Below are 12,954 nucleotides of genomic sequence, written 5' to 3'. Positions count from 1 at the left end.
CCAAGGTCACGCGCGATCGGGCTAGCTTCCGGCATGAGCCTCCCCCCCCGCACCGCCCGCGTCGAGCGCCAGACCGCCGAGACGCGCGTCACCGTGACGCTGGGCCTCGACGACGCCTCGCCGACCTACTCGAACGCGACCGGCGTCGGCTTTCTCGACCACATGCTGGACCTGCTGGCGCGGCACGGCCGCCTCGCGCTAACGGTCCATGCCGACGGCGACCTCCACGTCGACGACCACCACACGGTCGAGGACGTGGGCATCACGATCGGGCAGGCGCTGGCCCAGGCGCTCGGCGACAAGGCCTACATCGCGCGCTACGGCACGGCGACGATCCCGATGGACGAGGCGCTCGCGCGCGCCGCCATCGACCTGTCGGGCCGCGCGCACCTCACGTTCGAGGCCGCCTTCGACCGCGAGCGCGTCGGCGACCTGTCGACGGAACTGGTGGAGCACTTTTTCTGGAGCCTCGCTGAACAGGCGCGGATGACGCTGCACCTCGACGTGCTCCGAGGCCGCAACGACCACCACCGCGTCGAGGCGCTGTTCAAGGCGTTCGCGCGAGCACTCCGCATCGCCGTCGCGCGCGATGAGGCCGGCGACCGGCTGCCGAGCACGAAGGAGGCGCTGTAAGCGGTTGCCCGGGCGACGTTCGGGGCCAGAGGCCCGGCAGGAGACACGTTTGGACATCGCGGCACGAATTCCTATCGTGCCTGTCCGTTCCTCCTCTGCTGCCATGCGTGCTCTCGTTGCACTCCTCGCCGTCGTCGTTGCTGTCCCTGCGGTCGCCCAGTCCGCCGCCGCTGACCGCGAGGCGCTCCTCGACTCGCTCCGGGCAGATGCCAGCGCACACCGGCCGGCGCCGGATGCCGCGCCCGTGTTCATCGTCGAGTGGGCGGATCCGAGGTTCCGCTACGGCGGCGGCAGCGGGAACGTCGAGGACGGCGTGTACGGGGCCCGCGCGACGCCGCTCGGCCGTCTGCTGATCACGGCGTGGACCGCGCAGTACCCGTACCGAGAAGACCCCCTCTCGTACAGCGTGCTGTCGCGTCTGATCGACGCGCCCGACAGCTTGCGCCGCCGCCCCGTCAACGTGCGGATGGTCCAGCCCGGGCTGACGCGCGAGACCTTCGGCCCGGCGCTGATCGCGCGCGTCGAGGACGCCCTCGGCCTCGACATCCGCACCGAGACTCGGCCGCACGTGGTCTACGCGCTGCGCACCCGCCCCGACGCCCCGCCCCGCTTTACGCCGCTCACGCGCGAGACGACGCTGACGATGCTGGCGACCCACCAGACGTTCTTCGTCCGCGGCGCGACGGGGTTCGAACTGGCGAAAGGCCTGGGCGCAGCGCTCGGCGCAGTAGTCGTCGACGAGACGGGGCTGACCGACCCGTTTGACGTCGAGCTGGCGTTCACGCCCGACGAAGTCGACTTCGAAGAGCACACGCTCTCCGCCGAAGCCATCGACGCGGTCCGCGAGCGGCTGTTCGAGACGACCGGGCTGGAGCTGGTCCCCGAGGTCCGGCCCGTCGAGTGGATGGTGGTCCGGGCGCGGACGTAGTCAGCCGCGCTCGGTCGCCTTGGCGGCCTCCCACAGCGCGTCCATCTCGTCGAGCGTGGCCCCGGCGCCGCCCGCCAGCCCGGCCTCGACGGCGCGGAACCGGCGCGAGAACTTGTCGACCGTCCGCCGCAGCGCCGTCTCCGGCACGACGCCCCGCAGGCGGGCGTAGTTGACGACGGCGAAGAGCAGGTCGCCGACCTCGTCCTCGAGCGCGTCGTCGGTGGCGGCGGCGCGGACCTCGTCGGCCTCCTCGCGGACCTTGGCCCAGGCGTCCTCGGCGGTCGGAAAGTCGAACCCGATGGCGGCGGCCTTTTCCTGGACGCGCTCGGCGCGGAGCAGGGCCGGCAGCGTGCCGGGGACGCCGTCGAGCGCGGACGGCGCGGTCTCGGGCGTCCCCGCCTCCGCCCGTTCGGCCTGCTTGATGGCCTCCCAGTTGCGCAGCACCTCGCCGGTTCCGGAGACGACCTCGTCGCCGAACACGTGGGGGTGGCGGCGAACGAGCTTGGTCATCTCGGCCCGCATCACGTCGGACAGATCGAACGTCCCGTCGGTCTCGGCGATGTGGGCGTGGAAGAGGACGTGCAGGAACAGGTCGCCGAGCTCCTTTTTGACCTCGTGGGGGTCGCCCGCGTCGATGGCGTCGACGAGCTCGTAGGCCTCCTCGATGGTCAAGTGCTTGGTCGAGTCGTGCGTCTGGGCCACGTCCCAGGGGCACTCGCGGCGCAGGCGGCGCACGATGGCGACGAAGTCCTGGAACAGCGGCGCGTGGGCAGCGGCGCGGTCGGCGTCCGCCAAGCCGAGGTCGGCGATGTCGTACGGGAACGGGGTGTGACTCGGGGTTGACACAGGCGCTGCGCTAGTTTTTGGTCCGCGTAGGGTACGCCGCCCCGCCCCGGGGAGACTATCCTGCGCGACGCGCCGCGTTGGCGCATCGAACGGCCGCCCGGGCACTCCGCCCGGACCCGGCGGATTCATGTAACTGAGGGCTCGTGCCCTCGCATCCCCCAGCCCCATGGCACGCGGAGTCAACAAAGTCATCCTCATCGGCAACCTCGGGCAGGACCCCGAGCTCCGGTACACCGGCAGCGGCACGGCCGTCTGCAACATGCGCCTGGCCACGACCGAGTCCTACAAGGACCGCGACGGCAACCAGGTCGAGAACACCGAGTGGCACACGGTCGTGGCCTGGGCCCGGCTCGCCGAGATCTGCGGCGAGTACCTCTCGAAGGGCCGCCAGGTCTACATCGAGGGCCAGCTCCAGACCCGGCAGTGGGAGGACAAGGACGGCAACACCCGGTACTCGACCGAGATCAAGGCCCGCGAGATGCAGATGCTCGGCGGCCGCGACGGCGGCGGCGGCGGTGGCGGTGGCGACGACAGCTACGACCAGTCGCCCCGGCCCGCTCGCCAGTCCAACAGCGGCGGCAACCGTCCGGCACCCCGCCAGCCCAAGCCGGCCGCGCCCGCGGACGACTACTCGTTCGAGCCCGATGACGATCTCCCCTTCTAGCCCTCGCTAGAACGTGATCGACGCCGGGCGCCCTTCGCGGGGCGCCCGGTTTTTTTGTGCCTCGCCGCCACGCGCCGATGACGCCTGCGACACGAGCCGGCCGACGTGCGAAGAACCCGCCGGGGTGCCGTTGCGTCTATGTCCTCACTACCTTTGGCCGTCGGGCGCTCGCGTCCGACTCGTCCGTTTTCCTGCCCCGGTCCTTCCACCTTGGACCCCGACTCTAGTCCGGCCCTTGCGGCCCAACTCCTCGCCGACGTTCTCCCTGGCCCCGCGGGCCTGGCGGTCCAGATCGGCGTGTTCGTGCTGCTGCTCGGTCTGTCGGCGCTGTTTTCCGGGTCCGAGGTCGCGCTGTTCTCGCTCGGCGCCAGCGAGCGCGAGGCGCTCCGCGAGGACGGCGGCCGCGAGGCGGCCCGCGTGCTCGTGTTGCTCGACCGCCCCCGGCGCCTGCTCGCAGCGATCCTGTTGCTGAACACCGTCGTCAATGTGGGCGCGGCGATCCTGTCGACGCAGCTGATGGTGGGCGCGGCCGAGACGTACGGATGGAACCCCCTGGTGGCCCTCGCCGCAAACGTGGTGGGGCTCACGTTCGTCCTGCTCGTGACGAGCGAGATCGCCCCGAAGCTGGCTGCCAGTCGGGCGCCGAGCCGCTTCGCCCGGTCCGTGGCGCCGTTCTTGTCCCCGCTCGTCCGCGCCGTCACGCCGGTGGCCGACCTGCTGGCGGGGCTCGCGTCGTTCGTCCAGGCGCGGCTCCGTCGCGAGGCCGAGCCGCTGTCGTCGGACGACATCAAGTCGATGGCGGACGTGGGCGAGGCGCAGGGCAGCATCGGCGAGGAGGAGCGGGCGCTGATCCACTCGATCGTCGAGTTCGGCGAGACGACCGTCCGCGAGGTGATGGTCAGCCGCGTCGACGTCCGCGCGCTCGCCGACGACGCGACGCTCGAGGACGCCCTCGAGCTGATCCGCGAGACCGGCCACAGCCGCTTCCCGCTCTACCACGAGCACCTCGACAACGTGCTCGGCGTGGTCTACGCCAAGGACCTCCTCCCCTCGCTCGACGGCGCCGGCGTGACGCCCGACTGGGCCGTCTTGGCCCGCAAGCCGCTGTTCGTGCCGCCCGGCAAGACGCTCGACGACATGCTGGCGGACTTCCAGGCCTCCAACACGCACATGGCGCTCGTGGTCGACGAGTACGGCGGCACGGCCGGCCTCGTCACGCTGGAAGACCTGCTCGAAGAGGTCGTCGGCGAGATCTACGACGAGCTCGACGCCGACGAGGAGCAGCTCGTCGAGCCCGTCGCCCCGGGCGTCTACCGCGCCGAGGCGCGTGTCGACCTTGACGACCTGGCCGACACGCTGGGCATCGAGATGGACACCGACGACTTCGACTTCGAGACGCTCGGCGGCCTGATCCTGCACCTCGCCGGCGACATCCCCGAGCCCGGCGACGAGGTGAGCTACGCCGGCCTGACGCTGCGCGTCGAGGCCGTCCAGGACAACCGCATCCTGTCGGTCCGCGTGGAGACCGCTGCGACCGAGGCCGAGGCGCCGACCGACCCCGCGAGGTGAAGCTGCCGGCCGCCCTGCTGGCGCTCGCCGCCGCCGCGTGCGGCGGGCCGTCGGGCCCCTCGCCGTCGCCGGCCGCGCCTGCGCCGGCACGCGCCGACTCCGTCGCCGACTGGTCGCAATCGTTCGCCGACGAAGGCGCCGTCGGCACGTTCGTGCTGCTCGACCCGGCCACCGGGCAGACGATTCGCCACGACCCGGCGCGCGCGGCCACGCGGTTTTCGCCGGCCTCGACCTCGAAGATCTGGAACGCGCTCGTGTTCTTGGACCGGGGCGTCGTGGTCGACGTCGACGCGGTGCACGCCTGGGACGGCGTCGAGCGCCGCGTCCGGTCGTGGAACCACGACCACTCGCTGCGGACCGGGGTCGAGGCCTCGGCGCTGTGGCTCTTTCAGCGGCTGGCGGGCCGGGTCGGCCGCACGGGCTACGAGTCCGTCCTCGCGCGCGAACCGTACGGCAACGCGACGATGGGCGACCCGCTGGAGCACGCGTGGCTCGACGGCTCGCTGCGCGTCTCGGCCGACGAGCAGGTCGCCTTTTTCGACCGCCTGCGCCGGGGCGACCTGGCGTTCTCCGCCGAGCACCAGGCGACCGTCCGCGAGCTGCTCCCGACGCTCGCGGAGTCCGGAGGCGCCCAGCTCCGGGGCAAGACGGGCTGGGGGCTCCCGCCCGACGAGCCGGCGATCGGCTGGCTGGTCGGCTGGGTCGAGCGGCCCGAGGGTGAGGTGGTCTACGCGATGAACGCCCACGCGGCCCCGGGCGAGACCTTCGACATCGGGCCCGGCCGCCTGCGCATCGTGCGCGCCGTGCTCGCGGACGCCGACGCCTGGCCGGTCGGCACGAATGGGGCACCGTAGCTTCGGGCCTTCACACCCGCGCCATCTCCGCCTTGCCCGACGCTCCTCCCCCCGGCCCCGCCGACGCCGCCGACCGCGGCGTCTGGTCCTCGAAACTCGGCTTCGTGCTGGCCGCGAGCGGCTCGGCGATCGGGCTGGGCAACATCGTGTTCTTCGCTTCGAACGCCTACCAGTTCGGCGGCGGCGCGTTCTACGTCCCGTACTTCATCGCCCTGTTCGTGCTCGGCATCCCGGTGATGATCACCGAGTTCAGCCTGGGCACGATGACCGGGCGGAGCTTCCCGATGGCGCTGTCGAAGGTGGTCGGCGCGAAGGGCGAGTTCGTGGGCTGGTGGTCGCTGGGGAGCGCTCTCTTTATCACGATGTACTACATCACGATTCTGGGCTGGGCGTTCTGCATGATGGTCGGGGCCCTGTTCGGGCTGATGGAGCCCGGCGCGACCGCCCCGTTCGCGCCGTTCCTCGAGCCCAGCGACGGGCCGAACGCGACGGCCTACTTTTTCGGCATCCTGTCGTCGTGGTGGCCGATGTTCGCCGTGATCGCCATCTGGGCCATGACGCTCACGGCCCTGCTCAAGGGGACCGAAACGATCGAGAAGACGGTCCGGATCGCGGTGCCTCTGATGTGGCTGTTCATGATCATCCTGATCATCCGCGGCGTGACGCTGCCGGGCGGCACGGACGGCGTGATGTACCTGTTCACCCCGGACCTGGCCGGCATCGCCCAGCCGGACGTCTGGAAGGGCGCCTTCAGCCAGATGTTCTTTTCGCTGTCGCTCGGGCTGGGGACGATGACGGCGTACGCGAGCTACCTCCCGAAGGACTCCGACCAAGTCAACAACTCGTTCATGGTCAGCCTGCTCAACTGCGGGTTCGAGTACATCGCCGGCATCGCCATCTTCTCGATGCTGTTCGCGTTCGCCCTCAACCCGGCCGGCTCGACGCTGTCGCTCTCGTTTTTCGCCATCCCGCAGGGCATCGCGGCGTTCCCGTTCGGCGTCAAGCTCTTCGGGTTCGCGTTCTTCTTCCTGATCGTGATGGCCGGCGTCACGAGCGCGATCTCGCTCGTCGAGGGCATGGCGAGCGCGCTCATCGACAAGCTGGGCATCGACCGCAAAAAGGCGCTGCTGATGGTGGCCGTGCCGGGCCTCGTCGGGTCGATGATCACGGCGCTCCCCTTTATCGTCGACCCCGGGCTGGCGGGGAACGGGACCGTGGGCCTCAACTTCCTCGACATCCTGGACCACTGGGCCTTCGGCTACAGCCTGCTGACGGTCGGCCTCATCGAGTGCGTCCTGCTCGGCTGGGTGTTCGGGGCGGGCAACCTCCGCGCGTTCGTCAACCAGCACTCGAAGCTCAAGCTCGGGGTCTGGTTCGACGTGCTGCTCCGGTTCGTCATCCCGGCCATCCTGCTGACCGTCATCGTCTGGAACCTGTGGATCGACCTGGCGGGCGACCAGCTCTACGGCGCCGCCAACCCGCTCGACTTTGTCGACTGGTTCCCGGTCGTGATCCCGGTCCTGTGGATCGTCGGGACGCTCGCGTTGGCGACGTACCTGACGCGCCAGCCGTCCGCCCCGGAGGCGTCGGAGTCACCCATCGCCGCCTTCGAGTCCTAAGCCATGCGCCTGCTCCTCCTTTTCGCCCTCCTGGCGGTCGCCGCCGGCGCCTCCGCTCAGGACATCCTGTCGATCGCGCCCGAGGCCCCCACGCGCGGCGAGGTCGTCACGGTCACGTTCAGCGCGCCCGTCGACTCCGTCACCGTGACGTACCGGCCCGGCGCCGTGACGGCCGTCACCGAGGTCATGACGCCTGAGTCGGCCACGTTCCGGTTCACGCCCGAGCGGGCCGGCGTGGTGTCGGTGACCGCCGGGGCCGCCAGCCAGAGCCTGTCGGTCCGCTACCTAGGCGTCCCGCTGGGCGGGCTGATTGTGATGATCCTGGCCGGGCTGATCTTGTTCGGCGGCGCGGCCATCTCGATGCGCGCCCTGCTGTCGGACGGCGACCGCATCGAGATCGACCCGACGCTGTTTCCGGACACCTGAGCCCGGCCCGCCCTCCCCTCGTGTTTTGACGCCGCGCGGCCCTCGCGCCCCTGCGTCGTCCCCCCCTCCCTCCCGTCCACGTGGCAACCGTCTCTCCTCCCGGCCGTGGCGCCTGGGGCTCCAAGCTCGGCTTCATCTTGGCCGCCTCCGGCTCGGCCATCGGCCTCGGCAACATCTGGCGCTTCCCGTACTCGGCCGGGGAGGGCGGCGGCGGCGCCTTCGTGCTCGTTTACCTCCTGTTCGTCGCGCTCATCGGCGTCCCCGTGATGCTGGCCGAGCTGTCGGTCGGGCGGACGACCCAGAAGAGCCCCGTCGGCGCCTTCAAGGCGCTCGTGCCGGGCACCTGGTGGCCCTACGTCGGCGGGCTCGGCGTGCTGACGGGCTTCGGCATCCTGGCCTTCTACAGCGTCATCGCAGGGTGGACGCTGGCGTACCTCGGCGCGGCGTTTACCGGCGGCATCGCGGGGCTCACCGACAGCGCGGCCAGCGAGGCCTACTTCGTCGACCTGATCGGCAACGGCGGCCTGGCGACCGGTCTGGCGGCCCTGTTCCTCCTCATCACCGCGCTCGTCGTGCGCGGCGGGATCTCGGGCGGCATCGAGCGCGCGACCAAGATCTTGATGCCGGTCCTGCTCGTGATCCTGGTGCTCCTGGCCGTCCGGTCGATGACGCTGCCGGGCGCGGGCGCCGGCATCTCGTACCTCTTCAAGCCCGACTTCTCGGTCATGACCATCACCGACGTGATGGGCGCGCTCGGCCAGGCGCTGTTCAGCCTGAGCCTGGGGATGGGCGCCATGATCACGTACGGCTCGTACATGCCGAAGGACCAGGACCTCCCGTCGTCCGGCATCATCGTGGCCTTGTTCGACACGGGCATCGCGATCCTGGCCGGGCTCATCATCTTCCCGGCGCTGTTCGCCGCGGGCGGCGAGCCGGGCGCCGGGCCCGGGCTCGTCTTCGTGGTGCTCCCGACCATCTTCGAGAGCCTGCCCGCCGGCGGCCTCTTCGCGATCGCGTTTTACCTCCTTCTCTCGATCGCCGCGCTGACCTCGACGATCAGCCTGCTCGAGGTCGTGGTCAGCTACTTCGTCGACGAGAAGGCGTGGGCGCGCGAGAAGGCGACGTGGGTGGTGACCGGGGCGTGCCTGCTGCTCGCTATCCCGTCCGCCCTATCGTTCGGCGGCAGCGACGTTTTGAGCACCGCCATCCCGCTCGGCGACGGGTCGTTCCTCGACTTCCAGAACATCCTGTTCGGCAACTTCAGCCTGAGCATCGGGGCCCTCTTGATCTGCCTGTTCGTCGGGTGGAAGTGGGGCACGGACGCCGCCGCGGCGTCGCTGGAGGAGAACGGCGACCAGATCCCGGCCCAGGCGCTCTGGGAGTTCCTGGTCAAGTGGGTCTGCCCCGTCGCCGTCGGCGCGATCCTGGTCTACATCGTGGTCTCGGGCAACTTTTTCTAGCATGCGCTTCGCGGTCGCCCTCGCCCTGCTGGCGTCCGCCGCCCACGCCCAGCCCGTCCGCCCCGGTCTCCTCGCCGAGGCTGGGGCGGACCCGTTTCGGGCCCGGCTCGCGGCCGACTCGACGGCGGTCTCCGACGACTGGCTGGCGAAAGACAAGGCGCTCCACCTCGGCACCTCGTTCGCCGCGACGGTCGTCGGCAACGCCGTGCTCGCGCGAGCGGACGCCTTGCGCGACGGCCGCGCCCTCCCCGTCGCCGCGGGCGGGACGCTGGTGCTGGGGCTCGCGAAGGAACTCGCCGACGCGCGGCGCCCCCGGCACCCCCTCTTCTCGTGGCGCGACCTCGCCGCCGACGCGCTCGGGGTGGGGCTGGCGGTGATAGCCGTGGCGTGGTCGCGGGACTGATCGGAAGGAGGCTTGCGCGCTCTCAGACCCGCTTGCGCCAGCCGGTAGGCGCGCGCCAGCAACTCACCACCCCCTGTCCCCCTCCTCATCAAAGGAGGGGGATGTCGCTTGAGAGGCCGGGGTCGATTCCAAGCGTGGGGTCTCCAGCGAAGGAGCCCCCATCGGATGAGGGGGGCGGCCGGCAGGCGGGGGGTCTCGGCTGGCGCTCGTCGATTCCGCTGGCGCCAGCGCTGTGCTCGGCAGACCCCGCGCGCGGACGCGCACACGGAGCGCCAACCCTAGACGGCTTGCGAAGCGCGTCCAAGCTGTCCCCCTTGCCAAGGGGGACAGTCCGCGCGGCGCCGTGCCATCCGAGTGGGCACGTCCCGACGCTTGCGCCAGCCCTGCTTGCGGAACGCTGCGCGGGCGGGGGGTCTGCAGAGCACGACGCCCTCCCGCCACCCGTCCCCGAAGAATCGGTGGCGGGGCCCTTCCCCCACCCCGCCGCCGTTAACCTGTCCCTCCCCGGCCCCCTCCGACTGTGGACAAAGCGCGCGACCACTGTGGCATCTTCGGCGTCTTCAACCACCCCGACGCGGCCCGGCTGACCTACTTCGGGCTCCACGCGCTCCAGCACCGGGGCCAGGAGTCGGCCGGCATCGTGACCAGCGTCCACGACGAGGCGACCGGCCGCAAGACCATGCCCATCGTCAAGGACTTCGGGCTCGTGCTCGACGTGTTCGACGACGAGAGCGTGTTCTCCGACACCCTGCTCGGCGACTCGGCCATCGGCCACACGCGGTACTCGACGTCCGGCAGCGCGACGAACCCGGCCAACATCCAGCCCTTCGTCGCGCTCGACCGCGAGGGCCACTTCGCGCTCGCTCACAACGGCAACCTGTCGAACGCCCGCGCCATCCGCGAGCGGCTCGTCGAGCGCGGGACCTTGTTTCGGTCGTCGTCGGACACCGAGCTCATCCTGCACCTCGCCGCGCAGAGCACGGCCGAGGGCCCCGTCGCCCGCATCGTCGACGCGCTCCACGAGTGTGAGGGCGCCTTCTCGCTCGTCATCCAGACCGACGAGGCGCTGATCGCCGCGCGCGACCCGAGCGGGTTCCGCCCGCTCGCGCTCGGCCAGATGCCGCCGGCCCCGGGCCGCACCGAGCCCGGCTGGGTGGTCGCGTCCGAGACCTGCGCCTTCGACATCGTCGGCGCCACGTACGTCCGCGACATCGAGCCCGGCGAGATCCTGGTGATCGACCGCGAGGGCGTCGAGCGCGTCGGCACCGGGGGCGACTTCAACGGGGTCTGCCTGCCGCGCCCGCACGGCGTCAGCCAGTGCGTCTTCGAGTACGTCTACTTTTCCCGCCCCGACTCGCGCGTGTTCGGCGCGACCGTCGATAAGGTCCGCCGCAAGATGGGCAAGCGGCTGGCGCACGACGCGCCGGTCCCCAAGGTGGCCAAGGGCCAGAAGCGGCCGATCGTGATGGCCGTGCCGGACTCGTCGAACACGGCGGCCATCGGCTACGTGTCGGAGTCCAACAAGCAGGGCCGCAAGTGCAAGCTGGACATCGGGCTGATCCGCAACCACTACGTCGGCCGCACCTTTATCGCGCCGGGCCAGTCGACGCGCGAGCAGCGCGTGCGGACCAAGTTCAACCCCGTCGCGGGCGTGCTCAAGGACCGCGTGGTCGTGATGGTCGACGACTCGATCGTGCGCGGGACGACGGCCCAGCAGCTCGTCCAGATGGTCCGCGACGCGGGCGCCGCCGAGGTCCACTTCCGGTCCGCGAGCCCGCCCGTCCGGTGGCCGTGCTTCTACGGCATGGACTTCCCGTCACGCGAGGAGCTTGCGGCCAACAAGCACGGCTCGGTCCAGGCCATCGCCGACTGGCTCGGCGTCGACTCCCTCGGGTACCTCACCGTCGAGGGGATGCTGGCAGCGGTCGAGGAGGCGCACGAGAGCCGCGAGCGGTACTGCTCGGCGTGCTTCTCGGGCGAGTACCCGGTGCCCGTCGAGACCGGTGTGGTCAAGGAGGAGAACGATTGGTAGCGACGTCGCGCCCCGAGTGCGTCGGTAGGTTTCGGCCGTGACGAACGCCCGCCTCGCCTACCGCCTCCTCGGCCTCCATGCCGACGCCCCGCTCTCCCCGCCCGCGATGGCGGCGGGCCTGCGCGTCACGTTCGCCCCGGCGCACGAGCACACGCCGGCGCTCGACGCCTTTGCCGACCGCTTGCGCGGCGCCCTCGCGCGCGCCGGCGTCGAGGTCGTCCCCTACGTCGACGCGCTGACGGAGCGGGGCAAGATCCAGCCCGACATCGTCACGATCGAGCAAGGCGACGGCGACGACGACGCGCTCGCGATCCGGCGCGTGAGCAGCTTGTACCGGAACCCACTGATCGGCTTGTTCGACCGCCCCCCGCCCGTCGCTCCAGACGCCGGGCTCCAGGAGACGTTGGACGCGATCGTGGGTGTGCTGGCGTGGAGCCAGGTCCACATCCCCGTCTTCGTCCACGACGGCCGGTGGACCGTCTGCACGATGAACGGCGCGGTCATCGACGCGGGCGACGCCGACGACCTCGACGCCGCCGTGCTCGACACGTTCGTGCCCAAGCTGGCGGCCCAGGTCCAGCCGCCCGACCCCGCCACGATCACGGTGCGGCCCGGCGCCCTCGACCTCGGCCCGCTCGCCGCCCACGTGGACGACTTCGTGACCGGCGCCCGCGCCTGGGACGCCAGCGGGCTCATGCTGGCGCACACCTCGCTCGACCAGCTCGAGTACCGCAACCGCCTGTTCCGGCGACTCGTCGCCACCTACCTCGACCACCGAACGGGGATGAGCTACGGGTTTTTGGCCCGCCAGCTCCCCGTCGACGTGGCGCCCGCTCGGCGCCTGGCCGACGCGCCCGCGGACGTGGCCGGGCTCGACTGGGACGAGCGGCCCGTCCGAGAGCTCGACGGCGGGTGGACGGCGCGCGTCACCCTGGCCGGGACGGACTGGCTGGCGGCCGTCCCCGACGTGTCGGTGCTCGGCACGCGGTCCGGCTGCGACAAGGTGCACCTCGTTCCCGAGCGCGACCTGGTCCGGCTGACGCTGTCGCGCGGCCAGATCGTGTTCGACACCCCGCCCGACACCGGGGGCGACTGCCGGCCGTCGTACGACACGCTTGCGATCCTGGCGCACGCCGTCGGGAACGCGCTCGCGGCGTCCGTCCTCCGCGCGCACGACCCCGAGGACGCGTTCGCGCATGCGCTGGCGGGCGAGGGGCTCGCGCTCGCGCACTGGCACGGCTACCCCGACGAGGGCGCCACGCCGGACGGATTCGTGCGCCACGGCACCGCGAATCCGCCCGTCTCGTGCTCGACGCCGCAGTCGGCCGCGTTCGCGCTCGTGGGCAAGCTGGCGGCGCTGGGGCAGCGGATCGAGGCGGGCGGCCCGTACCTCGGCGACGTCCACGTCGAGCCCCACCACGGGACGAACGTCTCGGGCCGGATGACGCTGGCGCAAGCGGCCGAGTGGGCCGAGGCGGCGTCGGCAGTCGCGTCGCCCGCGCGCGTCTAGCCCGGCGGCG

General features: G+C 71.4%; 12 protein-coding genes. 11 read left to right on the top strand and 1 reads right to left on the bottom strand.

Annotated features, from left to right (window positions below):
- The first annotated feature begins 33 nt into the window (after positions 1–33).
- A complete protein-coding gene (hisB, locus tag ACLIRP_RS04535) occupies positions 34–633 on the top strand; it encodes an imidazoleglycerol-phosphate dehydratase HisB (protein ID WP_412062772.1) in 600 nt (199 codons plus the stop codon).
- A gap of 103 nt (positions 634–736) precedes the next feature.
- Positions 737–1,561, top strand: coding sequence for a DUF3738 domain-containing protein (locus ACLIRP_RS04530; protein ID WP_412062771.1), 825 nt, complete (start codon positions 737–739; stop codon positions 1,559–1,561).
- Here the strand turns inward: ACLIRP_RS04530 and mazG are convergent, their stop codons facing one another.
- On the bottom strand, positions 1,562–2,407 hold the full coding sequence (gene mazG / locus ACLIRP_RS04525; RefSeq protein ID WP_412062770.1) for a nucleoside triphosphate pyrophosphohydrolase: 846 nt from the start codon (positions 2,405–2,407) through the stop codon (positions 1,562–1,564).
- 166 nt (positions 2,408–2,573) lie between these two features.
- Between mazG and ACLIRP_RS04520 the strand changes: the two genes are divergently transcribed.
- The 9 genes from ACLIRP_RS04520 (at position 2,574) to ACLIRP_RS04480 (ending at position 12,944) form a co-directional block, all read left to right on the top strand.
- A complete protein-coding gene (locus tag ACLIRP_RS04520; protein ID WP_412062769.1) occupies positions 2,574–3,071 on the top strand; it encodes a single-stranded DNA-binding protein in 498 nt (165 codons plus the stop codon).
- A 210-nt stretch (positions 3,072–3,281) separates the two neighbouring features.
- On the top strand, positions 3,282–4,640 hold the full coding sequence (locus ACLIRP_RS04515) for a hemolysin family protein (RefSeq protein WP_412062768.1): 1,359 nt from the start codon (positions 3,282–3,284) through the stop codon (positions 4,638–4,640).
- Positions 4,637–5,494, top strand: coding sequence for a penicillin-binding transpeptidase domain-containing protein (locus ACLIRP_RS04510; RefSeq protein ID WP_412062767.1), 858 nt, complete (start codon positions 4,637–4,639; stop codon positions 5,492–5,494). Before ACLIRP_RS04515 ends, ACLIRP_RS04510 begins: the two co-directional genes overlap by 4 nt.
- Before the next feature lie 32 nt (positions 5,495–5,526).
- The gene (locus ACLIRP_RS04505) at positions 5,527–7,113 is read left to right on the top strand and encodes a sodium-dependent transporter (protein ID WP_412062766.1); all 1,587 of its coding nucleotides are present in this window, start codon (positions 5,527–5,529) and stop codon (positions 7,111–7,113) included.
- A 3-nt stretch (positions 7,114–7,116) separates the two neighbouring features.
- Entirely contained in the window at positions 7,117–7,539 is a 423-nt protein-coding gene (locus tag ACLIRP_RS04500; protein ID WP_412062765.1) for a hypothetical protein, read from the top strand.
- A gap of 80 nt (positions 7,540–7,619) precedes the next feature.
- Positions 7,620–8,999: a sodium-dependent transporter gene (locus ACLIRP_RS04495; RefSeq protein ID WP_412062764.1), complete on the top strand. Its 1,380-nt coding sequence runs from the start codon at positions 7,620–7,622 to the stop codon at positions 8,997–8,999.
- A 1-nt stretch (position 9,000) separates the two neighbouring features.
- On the top strand, positions 9,001–9,402 hold the full coding sequence (locus ACLIRP_RS04490) for a hypothetical protein (RefSeq protein ID WP_412062763.1): 402 nt from the start codon (positions 9,001–9,003) through the stop codon (positions 9,400–9,402).
- A 520-nt stretch (positions 9,403–9,922) separates the two neighbouring features.
- Complete coding sequence (purF, locus tag ACLIRP_RS04485; RefSeq protein WP_412062762.1) at positions 9,923–11,434, top strand: amidophosphoribosyltransferase; 1,512 nt, start codon at positions 9,923–9,925, stop codon at positions 11,432–11,434.
- 37 nt (positions 11,435–11,471) lie between these two features.
- A complete protein-coding gene (locus ACLIRP_RS04480; protein ID WP_412062761.1) occupies positions 11,472–12,944 on the top strand; it encodes a hypothetical protein in 1,473 nt (490 codons plus the stop codon).
- Positions 12,945–12,954 lie beyond the last annotated feature (10 nt).

Origin of the sequence: Rubrivirga halophila, from assembly GCF_046845755.1 — a bacterium.
GTDB lineage: Bacteria > Bacteroidota > Rhodothermia > Rhodothermales > Rubricoccaceae > Rubrivirga.
The sequence above is the reverse complement of the archived record's forward strand: the minus strand, read 5'-3'. Positions and strand labels throughout refer to the sequence as shown.

What these genes read in the sequence shown, in the direction of transcription:
- ACLIRP_RS04530 (WP_412062771.1), top strand. Translation starts at nt 737, where the DNA reads ATGCGTGCTCTCGTTGCACTCCTCGCCGTCGTCGTTGCTGTCCCTGCG.
- ACLIRP_RS04520 (WP_412062769.1), top strand. Translation starts at nt 2,574, where the DNA reads ATGGCACGCGGAGTCAACAAAGTCATCCTCATCGGCAACCTCGGGCAG.
- hisB (WP_412062772.1), top strand. Translation starts at nt 34, where the DNA reads ATGAGCCTCCCCCCCCGCACCGCCCGCGTCGAGCGCCAGACCGCCGAG.
- ACLIRP_RS04490 (WP_412062763.1), top strand. Translation starts at nt 9,001, where the DNA reads ATGCGCTTCGCGGTCGCCCTCGCCCTGCTGGCGTCCGCCGCCCACGCC.
- ACLIRP_RS04500 (WP_412062765.1), top strand. Translation starts at nt 7,117, where the DNA reads ATGCGCCTGCTCCTCCTTTTCGCCCTCCTGGCGGTCGCCGCCGGCGCC.